Annotated in this window: 21 protein-coding genes; 10 read left to right on the forward strand and 11 right to left on the reverse strand. The window is 69.2% G+C overall.

What is annotated here, in order from left to right; translation table 11 throughout:
- The 4 genes from L942_RS07820 to L942_RS07835 all read right to left on the reverse strand — a co-directional run bounded on the left by L942_RS07820 (position 1) and on the right by L942_RS07835 (position 4,768).
- On the reverse strand, positions 1-957 hold the full coding sequence (locus L942_RS07820; protein WP_037356979.1) for an ABC transporter permease: 957 nt from the start codon (positions 955-957) through the stop codon (positions 1-3).
- A complete protein-coding gene (locus L942_RS07825; protein WP_037356982.1) occupies positions 950-1,876 on the reverse strand; it encodes an ABC transporter permease in 927 nt (308 codons plus the stop codon). The genes L942_RS07820 and L942_RS07825 overlap by 8 nt, the downstream gene beginning before the upstream one ends.
- Before the next feature lie 104 nt (positions 1,877-1,980).
- A complete protein-coding gene (locus tag L942_RS07830; RefSeq protein ID WP_200862737.1) occupies positions 1,981-3,609 on the reverse strand; it encodes a peptide ABC transporter substrate-binding protein in 1,629 nt (542 codons plus the stop codon).
- A gap of 205 nt (positions 3,610-3,814) precedes the next feature.
- The gene (locus L942_RS07835; protein WP_037356985.1) at positions 3,815-4,768 is read right to left on the reverse strand and encodes a Ppx/GppA phosphatase family protein; all 954 of its coding nucleotides are present in this window, start codon (positions 4,766-4,768) and stop codon (positions 3,815-3,817) included.
- Positions 4,769-4,948: 180 nt separating this feature from the next.
- Here L942_RS07835 and L942_RS07840 point away from each other — a divergent pair, with 180 nt between their 5' ends.
- Positions 4,949-5,689, forward strand: coding sequence for an oxidoreductase (locus L942_RS07840; protein ID WP_037356988.1), 741 nt, complete (start codon positions 4,949-4,951; stop codon positions 5,687-5,689).
- Positions 5,686-6,420, forward strand: a complete 735-nt coding sequence (locus L942_RS07845; protein WP_037356991.1) for an SDR family oxidoreductase — start codon at positions 5,686-5,688, stop codon at positions 6,418-6,420. Before L942_RS07840 ends, L942_RS07845 begins: the two co-directional genes overlap by 4 nt.
- A 3-nt stretch (positions 6,421-6,423) precedes the next feature.
- On the opposite strand, the gene L942_RS07850 is transcribed toward L942_RS07845, so the two are convergent.
- Both L942_RS07850 and L942_RS07855 read right to left on the reverse strand, forming a co-directional pair.
- Positions 6,424-7,317 carry a LysR family transcriptional regulator gene (locus L942_RS07850; protein WP_037356994.1) on the reverse strand — a complete coding sequence of 298 codons (894 nt, stop codon included), beginning with the start codon at positions 7,315-7,317 and terminating at the stop codon, positions 6,424-6,426.
- Between the two features lie 64 nt (positions 7,318-7,381).
- Entirely contained in the window at positions 7,382-8,323 is a 942-nt protein-coding gene (locus tag L942_RS07855; protein ID WP_235078959.1) for a lytic transglycosylase domain-containing protein, read from the reverse strand.
- A 264-nt stretch (positions 8,324-8,587) separates the two neighbouring features.
- Here L942_RS07855 and L942_RS44175 point away from each other — a divergent pair, with 264 nt between their 5' ends.
- The gene (locus tag L942_RS44175) at positions 8,588-9,400 is read left to right on the forward strand and encodes a hypothetical protein (protein WP_158684439.1); all 813 of its coding nucleotides are present in this window, start codon (positions 8,588-8,590) and stop codon (positions 9,398-9,400) included.
- A gap of 82 nt (positions 9,401-9,482) precedes the next feature.
- Here L942_RS44175 and L942_RS07865 read toward each other — a convergent pair whose 3' ends face one another.
- From L942_RS07865 to L942_RS07880, 4 genes are all read right to left on the reverse strand, one after another.
- Positions 9,483-10,004, reverse strand: a complete 522-nt coding sequence (locus tag L942_RS07865) for a DUF501 domain-containing protein (protein WP_200862742.1) — start codon at positions 10,002-10,004, stop codon at positions 9,483-9,485.
- Between the two features lie 625 nt (positions 10,005-10,629).
- Positions 10,630-10,995 carry an FtsB family cell division protein gene (locus L942_RS07870; RefSeq protein ID WP_081654986.1) on the reverse strand — a complete coding sequence of 122 codons (366 nt, stop codon included), beginning with the start codon at positions 10,993-10,995 and terminating at the stop codon, positions 10,630-10,632.
- 193 nt (positions 10,996-11,188) lie between these two features.
- Positions 11,189-12,475 (reverse strand): phosphopyruvate hydratase, encoded by a 1,287-nt coding sequence (gene eno, locus L942_RS07875; RefSeq protein ID WP_037357006.1) that lies wholly within the window; start codon positions 12,473-12,475, stop codon positions 11,189-11,191.
- Positions 12,476-12,590: 115 nt separating this feature from the next.
- A complete protein-coding gene (locus L942_RS07880) occupies positions 12,591-13,073 on the reverse strand; it encodes a VOC family protein (RefSeq protein WP_037357189.1) in 483 nt (160 codons plus the stop codon).
- Positions 13,074-13,143: 70 nt separating this feature from the next.
- On the opposite strand from L942_RS07880, the gene L942_RS07885 reads away from it, so the two are divergent.
- The gene (locus tag L942_RS07885) at positions 13,144-13,548 is read left to right on the forward strand and encodes a tetratricopeptide repeat protein (protein WP_037357009.1); all 405 of its coding nucleotides are present in this window, start codon (positions 13,144-13,146) and stop codon (positions 13,546-13,548) included.
- 206 nt (positions 13,549-13,754) lie between these two features.
- A complete protein-coding gene (locus L942_RS07890; RefSeq protein WP_037357011.1) occupies positions 13,755-13,937 on the forward strand; it encodes a hypothetical protein in 183 nt (60 codons plus the stop codon).
- A gap of 205 nt (positions 13,938-14,142) precedes the next feature.
- Here the strand turns inward: L942_RS07890 and L942_RS07895 are convergent, their stop codons facing one another.
- Positions 14,143-14,943: a murein transglycosylase gene (locus L942_RS07895; protein WP_106964826.1), complete on the reverse strand. Its 801-nt coding sequence runs from the start codon at positions 14,941-14,943 to the stop codon at positions 14,143-14,145.
- A gap of 268 nt (positions 14,944-15,211) precedes the next feature.
- Here L942_RS07895 and efeU point away from each other — a divergent pair, with 268 nt between their 5' ends.
- The 5 genes from efeU to L942_RS07920 all read left to right on the forward strand — a co-directional run bounded on the left by efeU (position 15,212) and on the right by L942_RS07920 (position 20,058).
- The gene (efeU, locus tag L942_RS07900) at positions 15,212-16,063 is read left to right on the forward strand and encodes an iron uptake transporter permease EfeU (protein ID WP_037357019.1); all 852 of its coding nucleotides are present in this window, start codon (positions 15,212-15,214) and stop codon (positions 16,061-16,063) included.
- Positions 16,064-16,095: 32 nt separating this feature from the next.
- A complete protein-coding gene (efeO, locus tag L942_RS07905) occupies positions 16,096-17,217 on the forward strand; it encodes an iron uptake system protein EfeO (protein WP_200862743.1) in 1,122 nt (373 codons plus the stop codon).
- On the forward strand, positions 17,214-18,473 hold the full coding sequence (efeB, locus tag L942_RS07910) for an iron uptake transporter deferrochelatase/peroxidase subunit (protein ID WP_037357024.1): 1,260 nt from the start codon (positions 17,214-17,216) through the stop codon (positions 18,471-18,473). The genes efeO and efeB overlap by 4 nt, the downstream gene beginning before the upstream one ends.
- 105 nt (positions 18,474-18,578) lie before the next feature.
- Positions 18,579-19,643, forward strand: a complete 1,065-nt coding sequence (locus L942_RS07915) for an LLM class flavin-dependent oxidoreductase (RefSeq protein ID WP_235078953.1) — start codon at positions 18,579-18,581, stop codon at positions 19,641-19,643.
- Between the two features lie 4 nt (positions 19,644-19,647).
- A complete protein-coding gene (locus tag L942_RS07920) occupies positions 19,648-20,058 on the forward strand; it encodes a PPOX class F420-dependent oxidoreductase (protein WP_037357027.1) in 411 nt (136 codons plus the stop codon).
- Positions 20,059-20,121: the final 63 nt, after the last annotated feature.

Raw genomic sequence — 20,121 nt, forward strand, 5'->3', positions numbered from 1 at the left:
CTACCTCGACTTCGGGTCGAGCGCGTCGCGGATACCGTCGCCGAGCATCACGAACGCGAGCACGGTGACGGTGACGAACGCACCGGGGAACAGGAGCATGTGCGGGACCGCGCGGAAGTAGTCGCGGGCGTCGCTGATCATGACGCCCCACGACACCACCGGCGGCCGCACGCCGATGCCGAGGTACGCCAGTGTCGCCTCGGCTCCGATGGCCGCGCCGAGCGCGATCGTGGCGTACACGAGCACCGGCGCGAGCGTGTTCGGCAACAGGTGCCGGAACACGATCCGCGGCGTGCTGGCGCCGAGCGCGCGGGCCGCCTTCACGTAGTCCAGTTGCTTGGCCACCAGCGTCGCGGACCGCATGATGCGCATCGCCACCGGCCAGGTCAGCACCGCGATCGAGCACACCACCTGCACGATGATGGTGACCTGCCCGGGATTCGTGCCGGGCGCGTTGAACGTGGTGAGGATGACGATCGCGCCGAGCACGAACGGAAGGCCGGCGAAGATGTCGCCGAGCCGGGACAGCAGGCTGTCGACGATCCGGCCGTAGTAGCCCGCGACGATGCCGATCAACGATCCGAAAAGGACCGTCAGAAGCGTCGCGAAAACGCCCACCAGCAACGAGGCCCGGGCCCCGTAAATGGTCCGCGCGTACACGTCGTAGCCCTGGTTGTCGTAACCGAACCAGGCGTCCGCGGACGGGCCTTCGTTGGCGTGCGTCAGATCGCTGTACCCGGCGGGACGGTGCGAGAACAGTCCCGGCGCGATCGCGATCAGCACGATCAGCAGGATGATCAACGCGGAAATGACGAACGTCGGCTTGCGGCGCAGCTGCCGCCACGCGTCGCCCCACAGACTGCGCGGTTTCTTCGGGCCGGCGTCGGCCGAGCTGTCCACATGCGACAGCTGTGCCGCGTCGACCCCGCCGCCGCCGACGAGATTCGGGTCAGTCATAACGGATCCTCGGGTCGAGAACGGCGTAGAGCAGGTCCACGATCAGGCTCATCAGCAGATACACCACCACCAGCAGCACGACGACGCCGACGACGGTCGCGCTTTCCCGGTTCTGGAGCCCGCGGAAGATCAGCCCGCCGAGACCGTTGATGTTGAACACGCCCTCGGTCACGATCGCCCCGCCCATCAGCGCGCCGAGGTCGGTGCCGAGGAAGGTCAGCACCGGGATCACCGAGTTGCGCAGCAGGTGAATGCCGATGACGCGGCTGTTGGGCTGGCCCTTCGCGATCGCGGTGCGGATGTAGTCGGCGTGCCGGTTTTCCGCGATCGACGTTCTCGTCAGCCTGGCGACATAAGCCATCGACAGGCTGCCGAGCGCGATGCCGGGCACGATCAGCTCGCCGATGCTCGGGTCGTCCGAGACGCTGGCGTCGATGATGCCCAGGTTCACGCCGAGCACGATCTGCAGCACGATCGCGGTGACGAACACCGGCAGCGAGATCAGGAACGTGGTCGAGACCAGCACCAGGTTGTCGAGGAAACCCTTGCCGCGCAAGCCGGTCAGCACGCCGGCGGTCAGGCCGATGACCGCCTCGATGAGCACCGCGACGAGCGCCAGACGCAACGTGATCGGGTAGGAGGTGGCGATCATCTCGCCTACCGAGGACCCGTTGAACGTCTCGCCCCAGTCGCCGCTGAACAGGCTGCCGAGATACTTGAAGTACTGGACGAACAGGTTGTCGTTGAGGTGGAACTTCTCGGTCATCAGGTCGATATAGGCCTGCGGGCAGGCTTGCTGACCGCATTTGCCGGAGAACGGGTCCCCGGGAACGGCCCACACCAGTGCGTAGATCAGGAAGGTGGTGCCGAAGAACACCGGGATCAGCTGGAGCAGGCGACGCAGGACGTAGCGAATCATGCGTGGTTCCTAAGAGTGCGCGCCGGGCCCGGAGTGCCCGCGCCTGGCTGGTGGCCGGCGCGGACACTCTCGAGCCGCGTGGTGGGAACGGACGAGTCAGCGCATCACTTCTTGAGGACCTCGACCGACGAGTAGTCCGCGCGGCGGCGGAAGTCGAGGACCACGGTCTTGGTGTGCTTCGACTTGGCCGCGACGCCCTTCTCGTCCCACACCGGGATCGAGGGCAGGTCCTTCGCGATCAAGTCCTCGGCCTGCTGGTACAGCTTGACCGCGGCGTCCTTGTCCGCCGTCGAGTCGGCCTGCTTCAGCATCGCGTCGACCTGCGGGTTGGAGTACATCGAGTCGTTCGACGAGGCCCCGGTGCGGTACAGCGGGTTGAGGAAGTCCTCAATGGACGGATAGTCCGCGGACCAGTCGGAACGGCCCATGCCGGTCAGTTTGTGGCCGGTCACGATGCTGCGCCACTGGCCGAAGTCGGTCGCCGGAACGAAATCGCATTCGACGCCGAGCGTGTTCTTGATGCTGTTGCACGCGGCCACCAGCGGTTCCTTGCGCCCGCCGTCGGCGTTCGACGCGATGGTGAGCTTGCCCTTGAACCCGGACTTCGCGAAGAGTTCCTTGGCCTTCGCCGGATTGAACTTGCAGTACTCGCCGCACACGCCCGGCCGGAAGCCCGCGATGCCCTGCGACACGTAGCTGTCCGCCGGCACATAGGTGTCGTGCATGACCGTCTTGGTGATCTGCGCGCGGTCGATCGCCATCGAGATCGCCCGGCGCAGGTCCAGGTTGTTGTAGCCCGGCACGTAGTACGGCACCGCGATCGTGCTGATGCCCAGCAGGTGCCCGGTGACCAGGTTGTCCTTGAGGTCGGTCTTGTACTTCTCCGCGGTGAGCGCGGACGGCGGCAGCGTCTCGATGAAGTCGAGCTTGTTGCTCAGCAGGTCCTGGTAGGCGGTTTCCTGGCTGGCGTAGATCTTGACGTCCAGGTCCTTGAACTTGACCTTGTCCGGGCCCTGGTAGTCGTCGAACCGGGTCAGCTTGATGTCCACGTTCGGCGTGCGGCTGACGAACTTCATCGGGCCGTTGCCGATCGGGTGCTTCGCGAAGGCGTCCGGGTCCTTGAAGAAGGAATCCGGCAGCGGCGCGAACGCGGTGTAGCCGATCTTGGTCGTGAACACGGAGAACGGCGCGTCCAGCGTCACCTGGAACTCGTAGTCGCCCTTGACGACCAGGCCGGACATCTTGTCCTTGGCCGGCTTCGCCGCCTTGTCGTCCGGGTGGACGTCGGAGTAGCCCTGGATGTTCTCGAAGAACGTGCTGTTGATCTGGCCGTTCGCCGAGTTGGCCCCGTAGTTCCAGGCGTCGACGAAGTTCTTCGCCTTGACCTCGGTGCCGTCGTGGAACTTCCAGCCGTGCTTGATCTTGATGTCGTAGACCTTGGAGTCGGTCGTGGTGATCGAATCCGCCATCAAGTTGTACGGCTCGCCGCTGTCGCCCTTGTACGCGACGAGACCGGAGAACATCGGGTCGACGGCTTTGGAACCGCCGAGTTCGTTGGTGTTCGTGGGGATCAGCGTGTTCTGCGGTTCCGTGCCGTAGACCGTGAAGGTCCCGTTCGGATCCGCTTCCCCCGACGACCCGCTGCTGGATCCGCCGCCCCCACAGGCGGTCAGGAGCAGTGACAAGGTTGTCACGACCGCGGCCGCGCTCCAGAGCCTGGATGAACCCCGCATGTCCCCTCCGATTCTCGCGTCCAAATAGCGAGAGGGAGGCTAGCTAAATTGGCCCTTCGTAACCGGATCGCCGGGTTGCACCTGAATAACGACACCGTTCATCACCCGGTCAGCTCACAACTAACTGCGCTTGATGACTTTTGGTGCTTTTGGTACGGGTCCGGGCGCGGGATGCGCACCCGGTTACCTCGGCATTGCGGAGCGTTCAGGCGAGCGACAAGGCGATGCCGTCCAGGATGTCGTGCTCGCTGACCACCAGCTGGTCCGGACCACCGCGCGCGGCGAGTTCCTCGGCGAGCACCTGGACGACGACCGCGCCGCCGCCGATCACGTCGACCCGGCCGGGGTGGATCACCGGGTTCCCGGCGCGGGTCGCGCGGTCTTCCGAGAGGAGCTGCCGGGCGAGGTCGTCGATCTGGCCGTGCGTCAGCTTTGACAGGTGCACGCGCTCGGAGTCGTACTCGGGCAGGCCGAGCGAAACCGCGGACAACGTGGTCACGGTGCCGGCGACGCCGATCCAGGTGCGGGCCTTCGCGACGTCCACGACGTCGAACGCCTTGGCGAGGATGCCGCGCGCCAGTTCGCGGGCGGCGGCGATTTCGTCCGCGGTCGGCGGGTCGCCCTTCAGCGCGCGCTCGGTGATCCGGACGCAGCCGATGTCGACGGATTTCGCGGCGAGCACCTCGGCCTCGCGGCCGTTCCAGGTGCCGAGGACGAGTTCGGTCGAGCCGCCGCCGACGTCGACGACCACGAACGGCCCGTCGTCCGGGTCCTGCTCGCCGACCGCGCCGGTGAAGGACAGCCGGGCCTCCTCGTCGCCGCTGATCACCTCGGCCTCGACGCCGAGCGTTTCGCGGGTCATCGCGAAGAACTCGTCGCGGTTGCTCGCGTCGCGGGTCGCGGAGGTGGCGACCATGCGCACCTTCTCGACGCCCTTGCGCCGCGCGGCGACGGTGTAGTCCGCGAGCGCGGCACGGGTGCGCTCGAGCGCTTCCGGCGCGAGCCGGCCGGTGGCGTCGACGCCCTGGCCGAGCCGCACGATGCGCATCTCGCGGTGCAGATCGCGCAGGTCGACCGTGCCGTCGTGGCGCGGGGTCAACTCGGCGACGAGCAGACGGATGGAGTTGGTCCCACAGTCGATCGCAGCTACCCGAGGCATGGCTCCGACTTTACTTGGTCTCCGGCGCTTCGCAGGCGAGGCGGGCATAGGCAGGTCCTATGCCCCCTCGGCGACATTTGGTCTTTGCCTTTCTCGCTTTTCCGGCTCTACGGTTGACGTGTTCGCCGCATTTCGCTTCGCGGCGGTTTTCTTCTCCTTTTACCGAGAGGTTTTATTGACATGCCCGATTACGGGATAGCGGGAAAGCGCGCGGTGGTCACCGGCGGTTCCCGCGGAATCGGCGCGGCGATCGTGGCGCGATTGCTGGCCGCGGGCGCGACCGTGCTCACCACTGCCCGGACGGCCAGCCCGGTGCCGGCGGGAGCGTCCTTCGTCGAGGCCGACGTCCGTACGCCAGCTGGCGCCCAGATCGTCGCCTCGGCCGCGCAGGAGATCCTCGGCGGTGTCGACCTGCTGGTCCACAACGCGGGAGGCGCGCGTCCGCACCCCAGCGGCCTGGCCATCCCCGACGACGAATGGCAGGACGCGCTGTCGGTGAACCTGCTGGCCGCGGTCCGCCTGGACGCGCTGCTGGCCCCGGGTATGGCCGACCGCCGGTCAGGCGCGATCGTGCACATCTCCACCGCCGCGGTCCGGCCGCCGTTCCCGCCATTCCTGCACTATGTGGCGGCGAAAACGGCGCTGGAGGCGTACAGCCGGGGCCTGGCCGCCGAACTCGCCCCGTCCGGCGTCCGCGTCAACACCGTGTCCCCCGGCCGGACCGCCACCCCCGGCGGCTTGGCGACGCGCGAGCAGTGGGCGAGCCTGTCGCCCAGCGCTGCCGACTTCCCCGAGGTCCCGCTGGGCCGCGAAGGCGAACCCGACGACATCGCCGACGCCGTGCTGTTCCTGCTGTCCGACCAGGCGAGCTGGCTGACCGGAAGCGGCCTGGCCGTCGACGGAGGCGAATACCCGCGATGAACAGTTATCAAGGCAAAACCGCGGTCATTACCGGCGGCAGCGCTGGAATTGGTTTCGCCACCGCGAAATTGTTCGCCGACGGCGGAGCGCGCGTAATCATCACTGGCCGTTCCCCATCGCGCCTCGACGCTGCGTTAGCTCAGCTCGGCAACGACGCAACCGCTGTCCGCGGCGATGTGGCGTCCCTCTCCGACCTGGACGCGCTGGCCGGCCAGGTACCCGGCCCGGTCGACGCCCTGTTCGTCAACGCCGGAGCCGCCCGGACAGCGCCGTTCGAGTCGGTCACCGAGGAGCAGTTCGACGAGGACTTCGCGGTCAACGTCAAGGGCGCGTACTTCACCGTGCAGAAGCTCGCGCCGCTGCTGCGCTCCGGAGCGGGTGTCGTGCTGACCACCTCGACCGCGAACGTCATGGGCCTGCCGGAAACGAGCGTCTACTCGGCAGGTAAAGCGGCCGTGCGGTCGATGGCCCGCACGCTCGCTGCCGAACTGCTCCCGCGCGGCGTCCGGGTCAACGCGATCAGCCCCGGCCCGATCGACACGGAAATCCTCGAAGCCGGGATGTCCGCCGCGGAGGCCGCGCAGTTCAAGGCCGCACGAGCCGCCGCGAACCCGATGAAACGGCTGGGCACCCCGGAGGAGATCGCCCGCGCCGTCGCGTTCCTGGCCTTCGACGCCACCTTCACCACCGGCGTCGAACTGGTCGTGGACGGCGGCGACACGCAGCTCTGAGCTTCAGGCGGCCGGAGACACCGGCTGCTCCCACGTCTCCTGCCGCAGAAACTCGAGCAACGCCATCTCCGCTGGCCCCGCCCCGGGCCGGACCGCCGCGACGACGGGCTGGGACACGACCGGGAACACCGGCCGGACGAGGTGCTCGTGCCCTTCCGGCACCGCCGACGCCGGAACGAGCGTCACTCCCAGCCCGTGCGCGGCCCAGCGCACCGCAGTCGAGGTCTGCGACACCCGCGCGACCGCGGTCGGCTTCAACCCGTTGTCGCGCAACACTTCGGTCAGGAAACCGTCGAGCGCGCTGTCCGGGTCGAACCTGATCCACTGCTCCTCTTCCAGCTCCCGCAGCCCGATCCGGTCCTTCTTGAACAACCGATGCTTGGGCCCGAGGACGACCACGAACTCCTCGTCGCCGAGGTGGTGTCCCTCGTACAGCCCCTCGTCGCAGGCCGAGCCGAGCAACGCGAGATCCAGCACCCCGCGCCGCGCGAGCTGCTCCAGCTCAAGCGGGTTCGGTTCCTCGAAAACGGTCACCGCCAGCCGCGGGTATTCCCGCCGCATCGCAGCCAACGCCCCCGGCAGCTGCCGGGTCCCCAGCCCCATCTGGGCCGCTACGAACAACTCGCCGGCCAACTCGTCCGCACCCGCCCGCGCGGTCGCCTGCGCCCGCCGGGCCGCCCGTACCGCCACCTCGGCGTCCCGGAGAAACGCCCGGCCCACGACGGTGGGCACCAGCCCGGTGGGCGTGCGGGAGAAGAGCTGCACGCCGAGTTCCCGCTCGAGCCCCCGGATCTGCTGCGAAACGGACGGCTGAGCGACGTGCAGCGCCTCCGCCGCCGCGGTCACCGACCCCGCCTCGGCGACCGCCAAGGCGTACTCGAACTGACGAAGACTCATCGGCTCCCCTGCGGTAGCGAGGGTTTGTAATGGTGTAATCGAGGCTACCGGAGGAGCTGCCTGGTCAGCCCGCGGTCGTCGAGCTGCTCGACGGGGTGCAGGTCGGAGTCGTCGAGGTAGTCGTGGTCGTGGTGGTTGTGGTGGTTGTGGTGGCGGATCCGCACGTCGGGCTGCTGGACCCGGTGGTCGGCGTCTCAGTCGGACTCCCGGACGAACTGGTTCGCGGCGGCAACGCGGTAGGCGTCACCGACGGGCCGCCGGCAGAGACCGGCGGCAACGCCGACTCGGTCGTCCTCGGCCGATCGCCCGGATTCGCCGGCGGCGCGGAACTGGACCTCGTCGGCCCTGGGGCCCCGACTGGCACCGGACTGTCCGGCACCTGCGCGAAACCCTTGCGATAAGCCTCGGCCCACAGGATGACCGTGGTGACGTAAGCGTCGGAGTTGTTGTAGCGGTAAATCGCCGTGCGCAGCTGGTCCGGATTGGCCAGATCGAGCCCGCCGGAGCACAGATAACGCGCCGCGGCGAGCGAGGAGTCGAAGAGATTGTTGGGGTCCGCCTTGCCGTCGCCGTTGCCGTCCGCCGCGTAGCTCCGCCAGGTCGCCGGGACGAACTGGAACGGCCCCACCGCCCGGTCCCACACCGGATCCTGGTCGAGCACGCCATGGTCGGTGTCCGGAATCGCCGCGTACGGGCTGGTCCCGTTGAGCTGAGGCCCGAGGATCGGCTGGATCGTCGTCCCCGCGGCGTCGACATACCCGCCCCGCGCGTGATCCGACTCGATCCGCCCGATGCTCGCGACGAGCGCCCAGTCCAGATGACACTCCGGCTGCTCTTTCCCCACCACGCCCGCCGCATGCCGATACGCGGCGAGCGCAGTCGCCGGAATCCCCAGCGGCCCGTCCGGAAGGTCGTACGCAGGCAACGGAACCGGAGCGGGCGCGTCCGGCAACCGCCCGTCGACCGCGACGCCGCGGATACCCGGGTCGTAGCCCTGATCAGGCATGACGTACGCCGTGCGCACCGCCGGCATCCGCCCGACCCACCCGGCGACCGTCCCCGCACCGACGGCCGCTGGAAGCACCCCAAGGACACCGGCGAGCACCGCAACCAACGTCCGATGCCGCGAAGCCACCCACCGAGCGCGATAACGTCCGCGGCGAGCCCGAATCCGGACCCGGCCAACCCAGCGCGCCTTGTCCGACGGGGGACCGATGAGTGCTGGGGTTCTCTGGGGTGGGGCAATTTCGGAATCCCCGCCTGGCGCTGGTTGGGTGGTTTCTTTGGTGGTTTTTTCGGTGGTCTCTTTGCGCGCTATTTCGCTGCTGTCGTCTTCGCCGCTGCTGTCGTCGCTCGCGCCGTCGACAGCGACTTCGCCCGCAACTTCACTGCCGACGGCTCCACCACCAGCGCTTACCTCGGCCTCCCCGCCACCGTCTCCAACTGTGTCCCCGCCAACGTCCGCGCTGCCCGCCCCGCCATCGACGGCATCCGCACTCCCGCCACCGTCAGTCGGGAGCTCACCGCCAGCAACCTCCGCCCCAGCACCCGCCGAACGACCAGGGAGTCGCTCGCCCGCACCATCCACGACCGCATCAGCACTTCCACCCGCGCCGCTAGCCGAACTACCAGCAAGATCCTCGCCAGCGCGCGCCGAACCACCGGCAACCCGCCCGTCTGGCTCGCCACCGACTACGTCAGCACTCCCGCCCGCACCAGCCGGACCACCGGCAATCCGCTCGTCCGGCCCACCACCGACTACGTCAGCACCCCAACCCGCGCCACCCGCAACATCCGCACCAGCACCCGCCGAACCGCCGGCAGTCCGCTCACCCGCACCATCCACGACCGCATCAGCACTTCCGCCCGCGCCGCCAGCCGAACCACCAGCAACATCCGCACCAGCACCCGCCGGACCGCCAGCAGCCCGCTCACCCGCACCGTCCACTCCCGACGCGCCCAGACCGTCCGCCGCAGGAGACGCCTCAGCGCGCACCGACCGCCGAACTCTGCGTGGCACCCGCACTTTCCGCCCCTCCCCGGCGGGCCCGGCGGTGCACCCGGGCTCGCCTGCTCGGCGTGAAGCTCTGGTGCGCGCCGCGAAGCATGCCCACTCTGGCGGGCACCGGCCTCTGTGGTGCCTATCCGAGTCCGAGAACGGAGCGTTACCCGGCGCAGTCGCCCGTCGGCCAGCCCTGTTCGCGGACCCACGCGAGCGTTTCGTCGCCGAACGGGTTCACCCCGGGACCGGCCGCGAGCGTGTGCGCGAGGTGGACGTGCAGGCACTTCACCCGCCCAGGCATCCCGCCCGCGGTCACCTCCGTGCCGAGAGACTCGATGGCGTCCCGCTCGGCCAGGTACGTCTCGTGCGTGCGCTGGTAAGCCGCCGCGAGGTCCGGGTCGGTGGTGAGCCGTTCGGTCATCTCCTTCATCACGCCGGACGCCTCCAGCGTGCCGACCATCGACGTCAACCGCGGGCAGGTCAAGTAATACAACGTCGGGAACGGCGTACCGTTCTCCAGTCGCGGATTGGTCTGGACCACCGAGGGATGCCCGCTGGGGCACCGCGCGGCCACGGCCCGCAAGGCCCGCGGCGGCCGTCCGAGCTGCTGCGCGATGACCTCCCGGTCGGCATCGGTGACGGGCTCGAATCGGGGTGTCTCCGTGCTGCTGTTCACGCTCCCCAGGCTAATGCCGCCGTCCGGCCGCCCCCTCGCGACCTCCGCCGAAACGGCCGAGTTGTCCACAACCGGCGCACCGTGTGGATAACTGCCCGCACCCGCCTCCGCCGCGCTGCCGATGTGGTTAGCGTGGAAGGCAGCCAAGACCACGGAATCCCGCCGCCGAACAGAAAGGACGCCTAAGCCACCTGAAACCGAACCCGCAGAACGCTTCCCGATGATCCGGATTTCCGGTTCCGCGCGCAGATCCAGAAATCCATCGTCCGCCCCTGAAACCCCCGAGGACCGCAGAGCCTCATCCGGACAGACCCCGAGCGCTACCCCGCAGAAAGGAGAACGACTAAGGTCCAACGCCAAAGATCACCGGCACCAGGTCGCGCCCGCCACCGACCTTATCCGGACGTCGATCTGGCCCTGACAGCTTCGCCCGAGTCCTGGCCACGCCTCACCGATGAAGTCACCCGGCGATAGACCGCGCGCGAGCCTAAGCCAACCCACGTTCGACCCGGCCCTGCCCGCAGCCAACCTCGCCCGGCAACAAACATTCACCGGAGCCGAAGCCGGAGCCAGCCCGCACTCCAGCTCACCCAACCCCGCGAGCCAGCCAGCGACCGAAGCCTGGTCAGGAACCTCAACCCCCGGAAACCTGCGCCCAGAGGTTCTCGTACCAAGGTGCCTGCGGGGCGGGCTGCTGCCCAGCCTGAGCGGCCGTCGGCGAACCAGGCTGGTCCTCGGGCAGCTGGACCATCCACGGGGTCTCGCCCGGCTTCACGTACCGGAGCCGGCGGCGGGCTTCCGCCTCGATCTGGGCCGGGTCGCTCAGCTGGGCTTTGCGGTCGCGCAGCTGGGCGACCTCCTGCTGGAGCTGGGCGAGCTGCGCTTCCTGGTCGCGGACCTCGGAGCGCTGGGAGAGGTAGGTGCGCAACGGGACCGCGACGGTGAACGCCAGGGCGCACACCACGATCGCCACCACGGCGGCGCGCCGGGTGGTCGACATGCCGAGCACCTTGGCCGCACCGGAGGCGCGTTTCGCCGCCAGGCCGCGGCGCAGGCGGGCCCTGGTCGTCTCCGTCGTGCCCGCGCCGGTGCGGCGCCGGGCGGAAGCGGGACGGCGGGCCCGGCTGGACCCGCTTCCCGCTGCCCGGCCGCCGCGGCGGCTGCGCGCCCTCCCCCGGTCGGCCATGTGCCCCTCAGGCCTCCGCGCTGAACCGCGGGAAGGCGAGGTCGCCGGCGTAGCGCGCGGCGTCCGCGAGGGTTTCCTCGATGCGCAGGAGCTGGTTGTACTTCGCGATCCGCTCGCCGCGCGCCGGGGCGCCGGTCTTGATCTGGCCGACGCCGGTGGCGACCGCGAGGTCGGCGATGAAGGTGTCCTCGGTCTCGCCGGACCGGTGGCTCATCATCGACTTGTAGCCGTACGAGGTGGCGAGCGACACCGCGTCCAGCGTCTCCGACAGCGTGCCGATCTGGTTGACCTTCACCAGCAGCGCGTTCGCCGCGCGGCGGGTGATGCCCTCCTCGAGACGGTCCGGGTTGGTGACGAACAGGTCGTCGCCGACGAGCTGGACCTTGTCGCCGATCTCGGCGGTCAGCTGGACCCAGCCGTCCCAGTCGTCCTCGCTCAGCGGGTCCTCGATGGAGACCAGAGGGTAGTCGCGCAGCAGTTCGCCGTAGTACGCGGACATCTGCTCGGCGCTGCGCTTCGAGCCCTCGAAGGTGTAGGCGCCGTCGGAGTAGAACTCGGTCGCGGCGACGTCCAGCGCGAGCGCGACGTCCCGGCCCGGCGCGTAGCCGGCCTTCTCGATCGCGGCCAGGATCAGGTCGAGCGCCTCGCGGTTGTTGGCGAGGCTGGGCGCGAAACCGCCCTCGTCGCCGAGACCGGTGGCCAGGCCGCGGCCCTTCAGCACCGACTTCAGCGCGTGGTACACCTCGGTGCCCCAGCGCAGCGCCTCCCGGAACGACTCCGCGCCGATCGGCGCGATCATGAATTCCTGGATGTCGACGTCGGTGTCGGCGTGCGCGCCGCCGTTGAGGATGTTCAGCATCGGCACCGGCAGCACGTGCGCGTTCGGGCCGCCCAGGTACCGGAACAGCTCCAGCTCGGACGATTCCGCGGCGGCCTTCGCGACGGCCAGCGAAACCCCGAGGATCGCGTTCGCGCCCAGCCGCGACTTCGCCGGCGTGCCGTCGAGGTCCACCAGCTTCTGGTCGACGATCCGCTGGTCGACCGCGTCGACGCCGACCAGGTCCGGCCCGATCTCGTCGAGCACCGCGGCGACCGCGCGCTCCACGCCCTTGCCGTTGTAGCGGCCGGTGTCCCCGTCGCGCAGCTCGACCGCCTCGTGTTCGCCGGTCGACGCACCGGACGGCACGGCGGCCCGAGCCAGAGTGCCGTCGTCGAGCGCCACCTCCACCTCGACGGTCGGGTTCCCGCGCGAATCGAGAATCTCGCGCGCGCCTACCTGCTCGATGAGAGCCACGCTCTGCTCCTTGGTGGGTCGTGCCTGCGGTGACGCCGCCCAGAGTAACCGCCCAGCTGGTTCACCCGTTGGAGGCCAGGCCGGTGCCGGGCCGTTCCCCTGCGTGTTCTCCGGCTCAGCCGGACACTTCGCCGGCGGCCTGCTCCTCCGGACGGACCTCGCGCCACCCCGACGGCAGCTCGACCTGATCGGTCACCTGCTGCCAGAACGTCCAGCTGTTGCCGCCGGGATCGGCCACGGTGAAGATCCGCGCGCCGTAGGGCTGGTCCTGCGGCGGTTCCGGCGCGGCGTCCTCGCCGAGCGCCGCGGACACGCGCTCGTACTGCGCGTCGACGTCGGTCACGTACACGACGTTCAACTGCCCGACCGGCCCTTCGACGCCCTTGGCCTCCCAGTATTCGGGACCGACCCCGGCGATCTGCAGGCGCGCGTCGCCGGCGCGGAGCGTCGCCTGGAAGACCTCGCCGGCCCCGTCCTCGAAACGGACTTCCTCGGTGAAGCCGAACACCCTGGTCAGCCACGCGAGCGCGGCGGTCGCATCGCTGTAGTAGAGGTACGGCGCCAGTCCCACGTAATCGGGTTCCTGATCGCTGCTCATGGCGGAACAGTCCATCACGACTCGTCTGACGGTCGTGCAACGCCCTCCGCGCCGGTATCGTGAAGCGACCATGACGGACGCCGCAGCAGCCCCCGAACCCGACGGCGAATCGCGCTTCCGCAGGTTTCGCAACGCCGAGCATCTGGTCGCCAGGCGACGCCCGCTCGACGCGCTCAAAGAGCTCGAACCCCTGCTCGCCGACGAGCCGGACAAGCCGAGCGTGCAACTGCTCGCCGGGCGCGCGTACTTCCACTCCGCCCAGCTGCGCCGCGCCGAACACGCCTTCACCCGCGTGCTGGAGCTGGACCCCACCGATCACTACGCCCGGTTCGTGCTCGGCCGCACCCTCCAGCGCCTCGGCCGTTTGGCCGAGGCGCTCGCGCAACTGCGGATGGCCTCGGCGATGAACCCGGTGCCGGAGTATCTCGAGGCGATCAGCGAGGTCAGGGCGAGGATCACGCTCAGCGACCACTGAGGCCGCCGGTCCCGAACGGGCATCCGCGGAGGCACTCGCGGGCAACCGCCGGATCCAGCGCGGTCCCGGCGCGTCTTCTGAAGTGAACGGGGCAGCGGGGAAGCCTGGCCATCCGGCGCCCCGGCTCGGCCGGTCGGCCGATCCGGGCAGCCCGGGCGAAGCGCGATCCTTGGTGTCATCACAGAGAGCGATTAGAGGAGGCCGCCATGACCGCGCTGACCGTGCTCGGAGCGACCGCCGGGCTGCTCGTGCTGGTGCTGATGGCACTGGTGCCGGTGCTCGTCGAACTGAACGAACGACACCCGGTGCAGCCGCGCAAGCAGCCGGTGCGCGCCGAAGCAGTGCCGCAGAAGCCGGTGCGAGTGAGCACCGCGCTGCCGACCCACTGACTGCGGGCATCCGAGCGCTTCAGCTCAGCCGCCCGCTGAACGAACCAAGCCAGAACGGCTGGTCAGGCCGAGTCCCCACGCCAGCCGAAAGCAGACCCGAGCCGCCGGACCCGAAGCGGGACAGCACCGGTCGCGCCATCGCCAAAGGCCGGGCGCGAAACCATCCGATGAACGGGCCCAGCCGCCGCCGCCATCAGCCCACCACTCAGGGCGCGACGCTCTCCGCCGCGTAAGAATCCGCGGCGGTGAAGACGTCCTGCACGTAGTTGACCGCGGGGTGGTAGAGCAGCATCGCCTTCCACCAGCCCGCCGGAACGCCGAGGTCGTCGCCGCCGGAGCAGAGGTAGCGGGCGGCAGTGAACGCCGCGTCGTCGAGGTTGCGGGGATCCGCGGCTTTACCGTCGCCGTTCGCTCGTTGGGCGTGCTTGTGCCAGACGGCGGGCATGATCCGCAGCGGGCCGACGCGGTGGTCGGCCGTGCGGTCGCCGTCGAGTTTCCCGGCGTCGGTGTCCGGGCCTTCCGCCGGGCCGGGGTTCACCGTCATGGTGCCGTCCGGACCGGGTTTTTCCGTTCCGAACGCCAGGTTCCCGATCGCGGCGAGCGTCGCCCACGACAGGTGGCACGACGGTTTCTGCCGCTGCATCCACATTTCCGCGCGTCCGTACGCGGCGAGCACTCGCGCGTCCAGCCGCGTCTTCCCGGCGACGCGGGTCGCCCAGGCGTCCAGTTCCGCTTGGTCGGACACGAGCGGCCGGTCCGGCGGCGCGGCCAAGCCGACCCGCGGCGCTTCGGAGCCGGGTTGCGGGCGCGGTTCCGTTTTGGCCGAAACCGGCGGCGGAGCGGCCGCGGCGGGAGGAGCGGGCGGGTTCGGGTTCCGGATCCCGATGGTCACCACCAGCACGACTCCGGTCAGCACCAAACCCAGCGCGAAGGCGATGCGGCTCGGGTACCGGCGCGGCGGACTCGCCGGAGACGGCGTGATGGTCGGCTGAGTGGTATCGGCCACTCGGACAGGTTACTGATGAACCCACTAGGGGGACGCTGGACCGGGCGAATGGCAAGCGGATGGTTAACTCCACGCCGAAGCAGCCCAGGTCACACAATTCGTTACGTAACCCGATGGCGACGCTCTGACCTGCGGTTACCCTAACCTAACTCCCAACGGAACGTCGTTTTGCCCGTTTCGCCGGGCTTGTTTCGCGAACTCCCCTCTGGACTTACAGGCAAGCCTTACCTAAAAACATCAGGTCAGGTAGTCGAAGGAGGGCCGAACAGTGGTGTTTTCCAGCGCGCTCATCGGGCTGCGCGAAGGACTCGAAGCCGCGCTCGTGGTCAGCATCCTGGTCGCCTTCCTGGTCAAGACCGAACGACGGCACGCGCTGCGGTTCGTGTGGCCCGGGGTCGGCGCGGCCGTGCTGCTGTCGGTCGGCGTCGGCGCGATCCTCACCTACAGCACCGCGCAGCTGAGTTTCGAGCACCAGGAACTGCTCGGCGGCAGCCTTTCCATCGTCGCGGTCGGGTTCGTCACCGCGATGATCTTCTGGATGCGCAAGGCTTCCCGGCACATCGCGGCCGAACTGCGCGGCAAGATGGAGGACGCGCTCAAGGTCGGCCCGGCGGCGGTGCTGCTGCTGTCGTTCCTCGCGGTGGGTCGCGAAGGGCTCGAAACCGCCGTGTTCTTCTACTCGGCCGTGCAGACCGCGCAGTCCGACACCCTGCAGCCGCTGGTCGGGTTCGTGATCGGGATCGCCGCCGCGATCGTGCTCGCCTACCTGCTCTACCGCGGCGCGGTGCGGTTCAACCTGGCCAAGTTCTTCACGATCACCGGCGTGCTGCTGGTGTTCGTCGCCGCCGGCGTCCTCGGCTACGGCCTGCACGACCTGCAGGAGGCCGGGTTCATTCCCGGACTGACCGCGCTCGCCTTCGACGCGTCGAGCGCGCTGCCGGAGACCTCCTGGTACGGCGCGCTGCTCAAGGGGATCTTCAACTATTCGCAGCAAACCACGGTGCTGCAAGCGATCGCGTGGGTCGCCTACGTGGCGATCGTGCTGCCGCTGTTCCTCAAGCCCGCCCGCAAGACCAAGACCGAGTCGGCTCCGGCCGCCCCGGCCGCCGCCAAGGAGTGACTGTGCCCCAGTTCCGCAAAACCTCGACGGCCATGCTGACCGGCCTCGGCGCGCTCGTCGCGCTGACCGCCTGCGACAGCACGAATTCCGCGTCCGGTCCCTCGGGGGCGGCCGCGGGCGGGCCGATCAAGGTCGAGGCTTCCGACACCGCCTGCTCGGTGTCGGCGACGACCGCGTCCGCGGGCACTCTGACCTTCGAGATCGCCAACAAGGGCACCAAGGTCACCGAGTTCTACCTCTACGCCGAGGGCGACCGGATCATGGGCGAGGTCGAGAACATCGCGCCGGGGCTGAACCGGCGGCTCATCGTCGAGGTTCCCGACGCCGGCAAGTACCAGACCGCGTGCAAGCCGGGCATGTCCGGCAACGGCATCCGCGGCGACTTCACCGTCACCGGCGGCGCGCAGGGCCAGAGCAACGCCAGCGCGCAAAAGACCGCGGCCACCAAGAGCTACGCCACCTACGTCGAGAACAACAGCTCGGCGCTGGAGACCGAAACCGCGAAGTTCGTCGCCGCGGTCAAGGCGGGCAAGGTCGACGAGGCGAAGGCCGAGTACGCGCGCACTCGCGTGTTCTACGAGCGGATCGAGCCGGTCGCGGAGAAGTTCGGCGACCTCGACCCGTCGATCGACGCTCGCGAGGCCGATGTCGAGCCGGGCCAGCAGTTCACCGGTTTCCACCGGCTGGAGAAGGACCTGTGGACGACCGGGCTGAAGCCGGACAGCCCGCAGATCGCGGACAAGCTGCTCACCGACGTGAAGGCGCTGGTCGCCAAGACCAAGACGCTGCAGCTGAGCGTGCTCGACCTGGCCAACGGCGCGAAGGGCCTGCTCGACGAGGTCGCGACGAAGAAGATCACCGGCGAGGAGGAGACCTTCTCGCACACCGACCTGTGGGACTTCCAGGCGAACCTCGACGGTTCCAAGGGCGCGATCGCCGCGCTGCGGCCGATCATCCAGGAGCGAGACGCCGCTCTCGTGTCCACTTTGGACAAGGAGTTCGCGAACGTGCAGGGGCTGCTGGACAAGACCCGCTCGGGCGACGGTTTCAAGTACTACAACGAACTCTCCCAGGATCAGATCAAGGCGTTCGCCTCGGCGGTCGACGCGCTGAGCGAGCCGCTCAGCAAGGTCGCGGAGGTCGTGGCCAAGTGACCGAAGAGGGGACGCAGGTTTCCCGCCGGAAGCTGTTCGGGCTCGCCGGCGCGGGCGTCGCACTGGCCGGCGCGGGAGCCGCGGCCGGGTACGGCTTCGACCGGCTCGGCGGCGACCCCCCGGCCTCCGCCGCGGTGTCCACCGTGGACTTCCACGGCGAGCACCAGGCCGGGATCGTCACGCCGACGCAGCAGCACCTGCACTTCGCCGCGCTCGACGTGACCACGAAGGACGTCAGCAAGCTGCGCGATCTGCTGCGCACCTGGACGGCCGCGGCCCGGCGGATGACCGCGGGCCAGGACGTCGGCCCGAACGGCGCGCTCGGCGGCTCCGCGCAGGCCCCGCCGGACGACACCGGCGAGGCGCTCGACCTGCCCGCCTCGGATCTGACGCTGACGATCGGTTTCGGCCCCTCGCTCTTCGACGACCGGTTCGGCCTCGCCGCGAAACGTCCGCCGCAGCTGATCGACCTGCCGGCGTTCCCGAAGGACAAACTCGACCCGGCCCGCAGCGGCGGCGACCTCTGCATCCAGGCCTGCGCGAACGATCCGCAGGTCGCGGTGCACGCGGTGCGCAACCTGGTGCGGCTGGGCTTCGGCGTCACCGAGGTGCGCTGGTCGCAGCTCGGGTTCGGGCGCAGCTCGTCGACGTCGCGCTCGCAGCAGACGCCGCGCAACCTGTTCGGGTTCAAGGACGGCACCAACAACATCAAGGCCGAGGACACCGACGTGCTCCGCGACCAGGTGTGGGCGCAGGCCGGCGACGGACAGGCGTGGATGGCCGGCGGCACGTACCTGGTGGCACGCCGGATCCGGATGCACATCGAAACCTGGGACCGCGAAACCCTCGCCGGGCAGGAGCAGATCGTCGGGCGCACCAAGGGCACCGGGGCGCCGCTCGGGCAGACCGGCGAGTTCGACCCGGTCGACCTGCAGGTCGGCGGGGAGGGCGGGACCCCGCTGATCCCCGAGGACGCGCACATCCGGCTGGCCTCGCGCCAGACGCGCAACGGCGTGCAGATCCTGCGCCGCGGCTACAACTTCGTCGACGGCTCCGACGGCGTCGGACACCTCGAAGCGGGGTTGTTCTTCCTGGCGTTCAATCGCGACACCCGCAAGCAGTACGTCCCGATGCAGCAGGTGCTGTCGTCGAAGGACGCGATGATGGAGTACCTGCAGCACACCGGTTCCGCGCACTTCGCGATCCCGCCGGGCGTCTCGCCGACCGGCAACTGGGGGGACGGGCTCTTCACCTGACCAGTACAAACCTCCCCGCGCCGCCACTGCGTGGGACCGGTTGCCGGCGCCTTCCGGGCCAGCGACGGTGACCGCGTTCGTCCGCGCGAGGTGAGGAGTTCGGTCGTGGTCGCTGTGGCACAGCCGCGGTTCGGGGTATGGGCGGTCGTCTACGGGTCGTGGGGCCCCTTCGATCATCCGGACGATCCGGTGGACGCCAGCTGGGAGCGCAACCGCCGGTTGATCGTCGAGGCAGACCGGCTCGGCTTCGACTCGACGCTCATCGCGCAGCACGTGGTGAACCCGTTCGGCGACGAACTGGACCAGCTGGAGACCTGGACATCCGCGGCGGCGCTGGCCGCGCTCACCGAGCGGATCGAGATCATCGCGGCGATCAAGCCGTATCTCGTGCATCCGGTGGTGCTCGCGAAGCAGGCGCTGCAGATCCAGGAGATCAGCGGCGGGCGGTTCGGGCTGAACCTGGTCAACGCCTGGTATAAGCCGGAACTGGCGCGTGCGGGCATTCCGTTCGCCGAGCACGACGCACGGTACGAGTACGGCCGCGAATGGATCAGCGTGGTGCGCGGACTGCTCGCCGGCGAGCGCGTTTCGTTCGAGGGCAAGCATTTCCAGGTCGACGGGTATCAGCTGCGGCCCGCCGGTTCGGCCCCGACCGTGTACGTCGGCGGCGAATCGGACCCGGCGCGAGCGCTGGTCGCGGACAAGGCCGACGTGTGGTTCATCAACGGGCAGCCGAAAGAGAACGTCGCCAAGCTGATCGAGGACGTCGCCGCCCGCCCGCGCGTTGGCGCACCGGTCCGTTTTGGACTGTCCGCGTTCGTGGTAGCGCGCGAAACCGACGCCGAGGCGCAAGCCGAACTGGCGGCGCTGTGGGAACTGGCCGAGGCGGGCAAGGCGCGGTGGGAGGCGCTGGTCGCCGACGCCGATCCGAAGGCGGTGATGTTCCAGACGTTCGCGAAGTACCCGCACATCGGCACGAACGGCGGCACCGCGGCCGGCCTGGTCGGCAGCTACGACACCGTCGCCCAGCGCATCCGCGAGTGGGCTGACCTGGGTATCGAGACGTTTATGCTGCAATTCCAGCCCTTCGAAGCGGAGATGCGGCGGTTCGCCGAGCACGTGCTTCCCCGCGTGCGCTTGACTTCAAGCAAACTTGAACTTGCACGGTAGGTGCATGTTCACCGAAGCAGAGCTCAGCTACCTGGCCGACCAGCCCCTCGCCCGGATCGCCACGCAGCAGCCGAACGGAACCCTGCAGGTCAGCCCGGTCGCGTTCGCCTGGAACCCGGAGACGCGGACGATCGACGTGAGCGGGTACCACCTGACGGAAAGCCGGAAGTACCGCAACGTCGAGGCGAACGGCCGGGTCGCCATCGTGATCGACGACCAGCCCTCGACGAAACCGATGCGCATCCGCTGCTTGGAGATCCGCGGCCGGGCGGAAGCCGTGCCGGACGCCTTCGAACCGGACGGTCACCTCGACGGAGCCGTCATCCGCATTCACCCGCAACGCATCATCAGCATGGGCATCGAGGACCCCGACCGCGCACCGCTGGAGGTGAAGCCGAACAACCGCAACGTCTGAAGCCGCGCCGGTCCGCGGTCCCGCCCCTGCCCGGGGGAGGGACGGGGCCGTGGCCGGCTTGCC

It is taken from the genome of Amycolatopsis orientalis DSM 43388 (assembly GCF_000411975.1).
GTDB lineage: Bacteria > Actinomycetota > Actinomycetes > Mycobacteriales > Pseudonocardiaceae > Amycolatopsis > Amycolatopsis orientalis_D.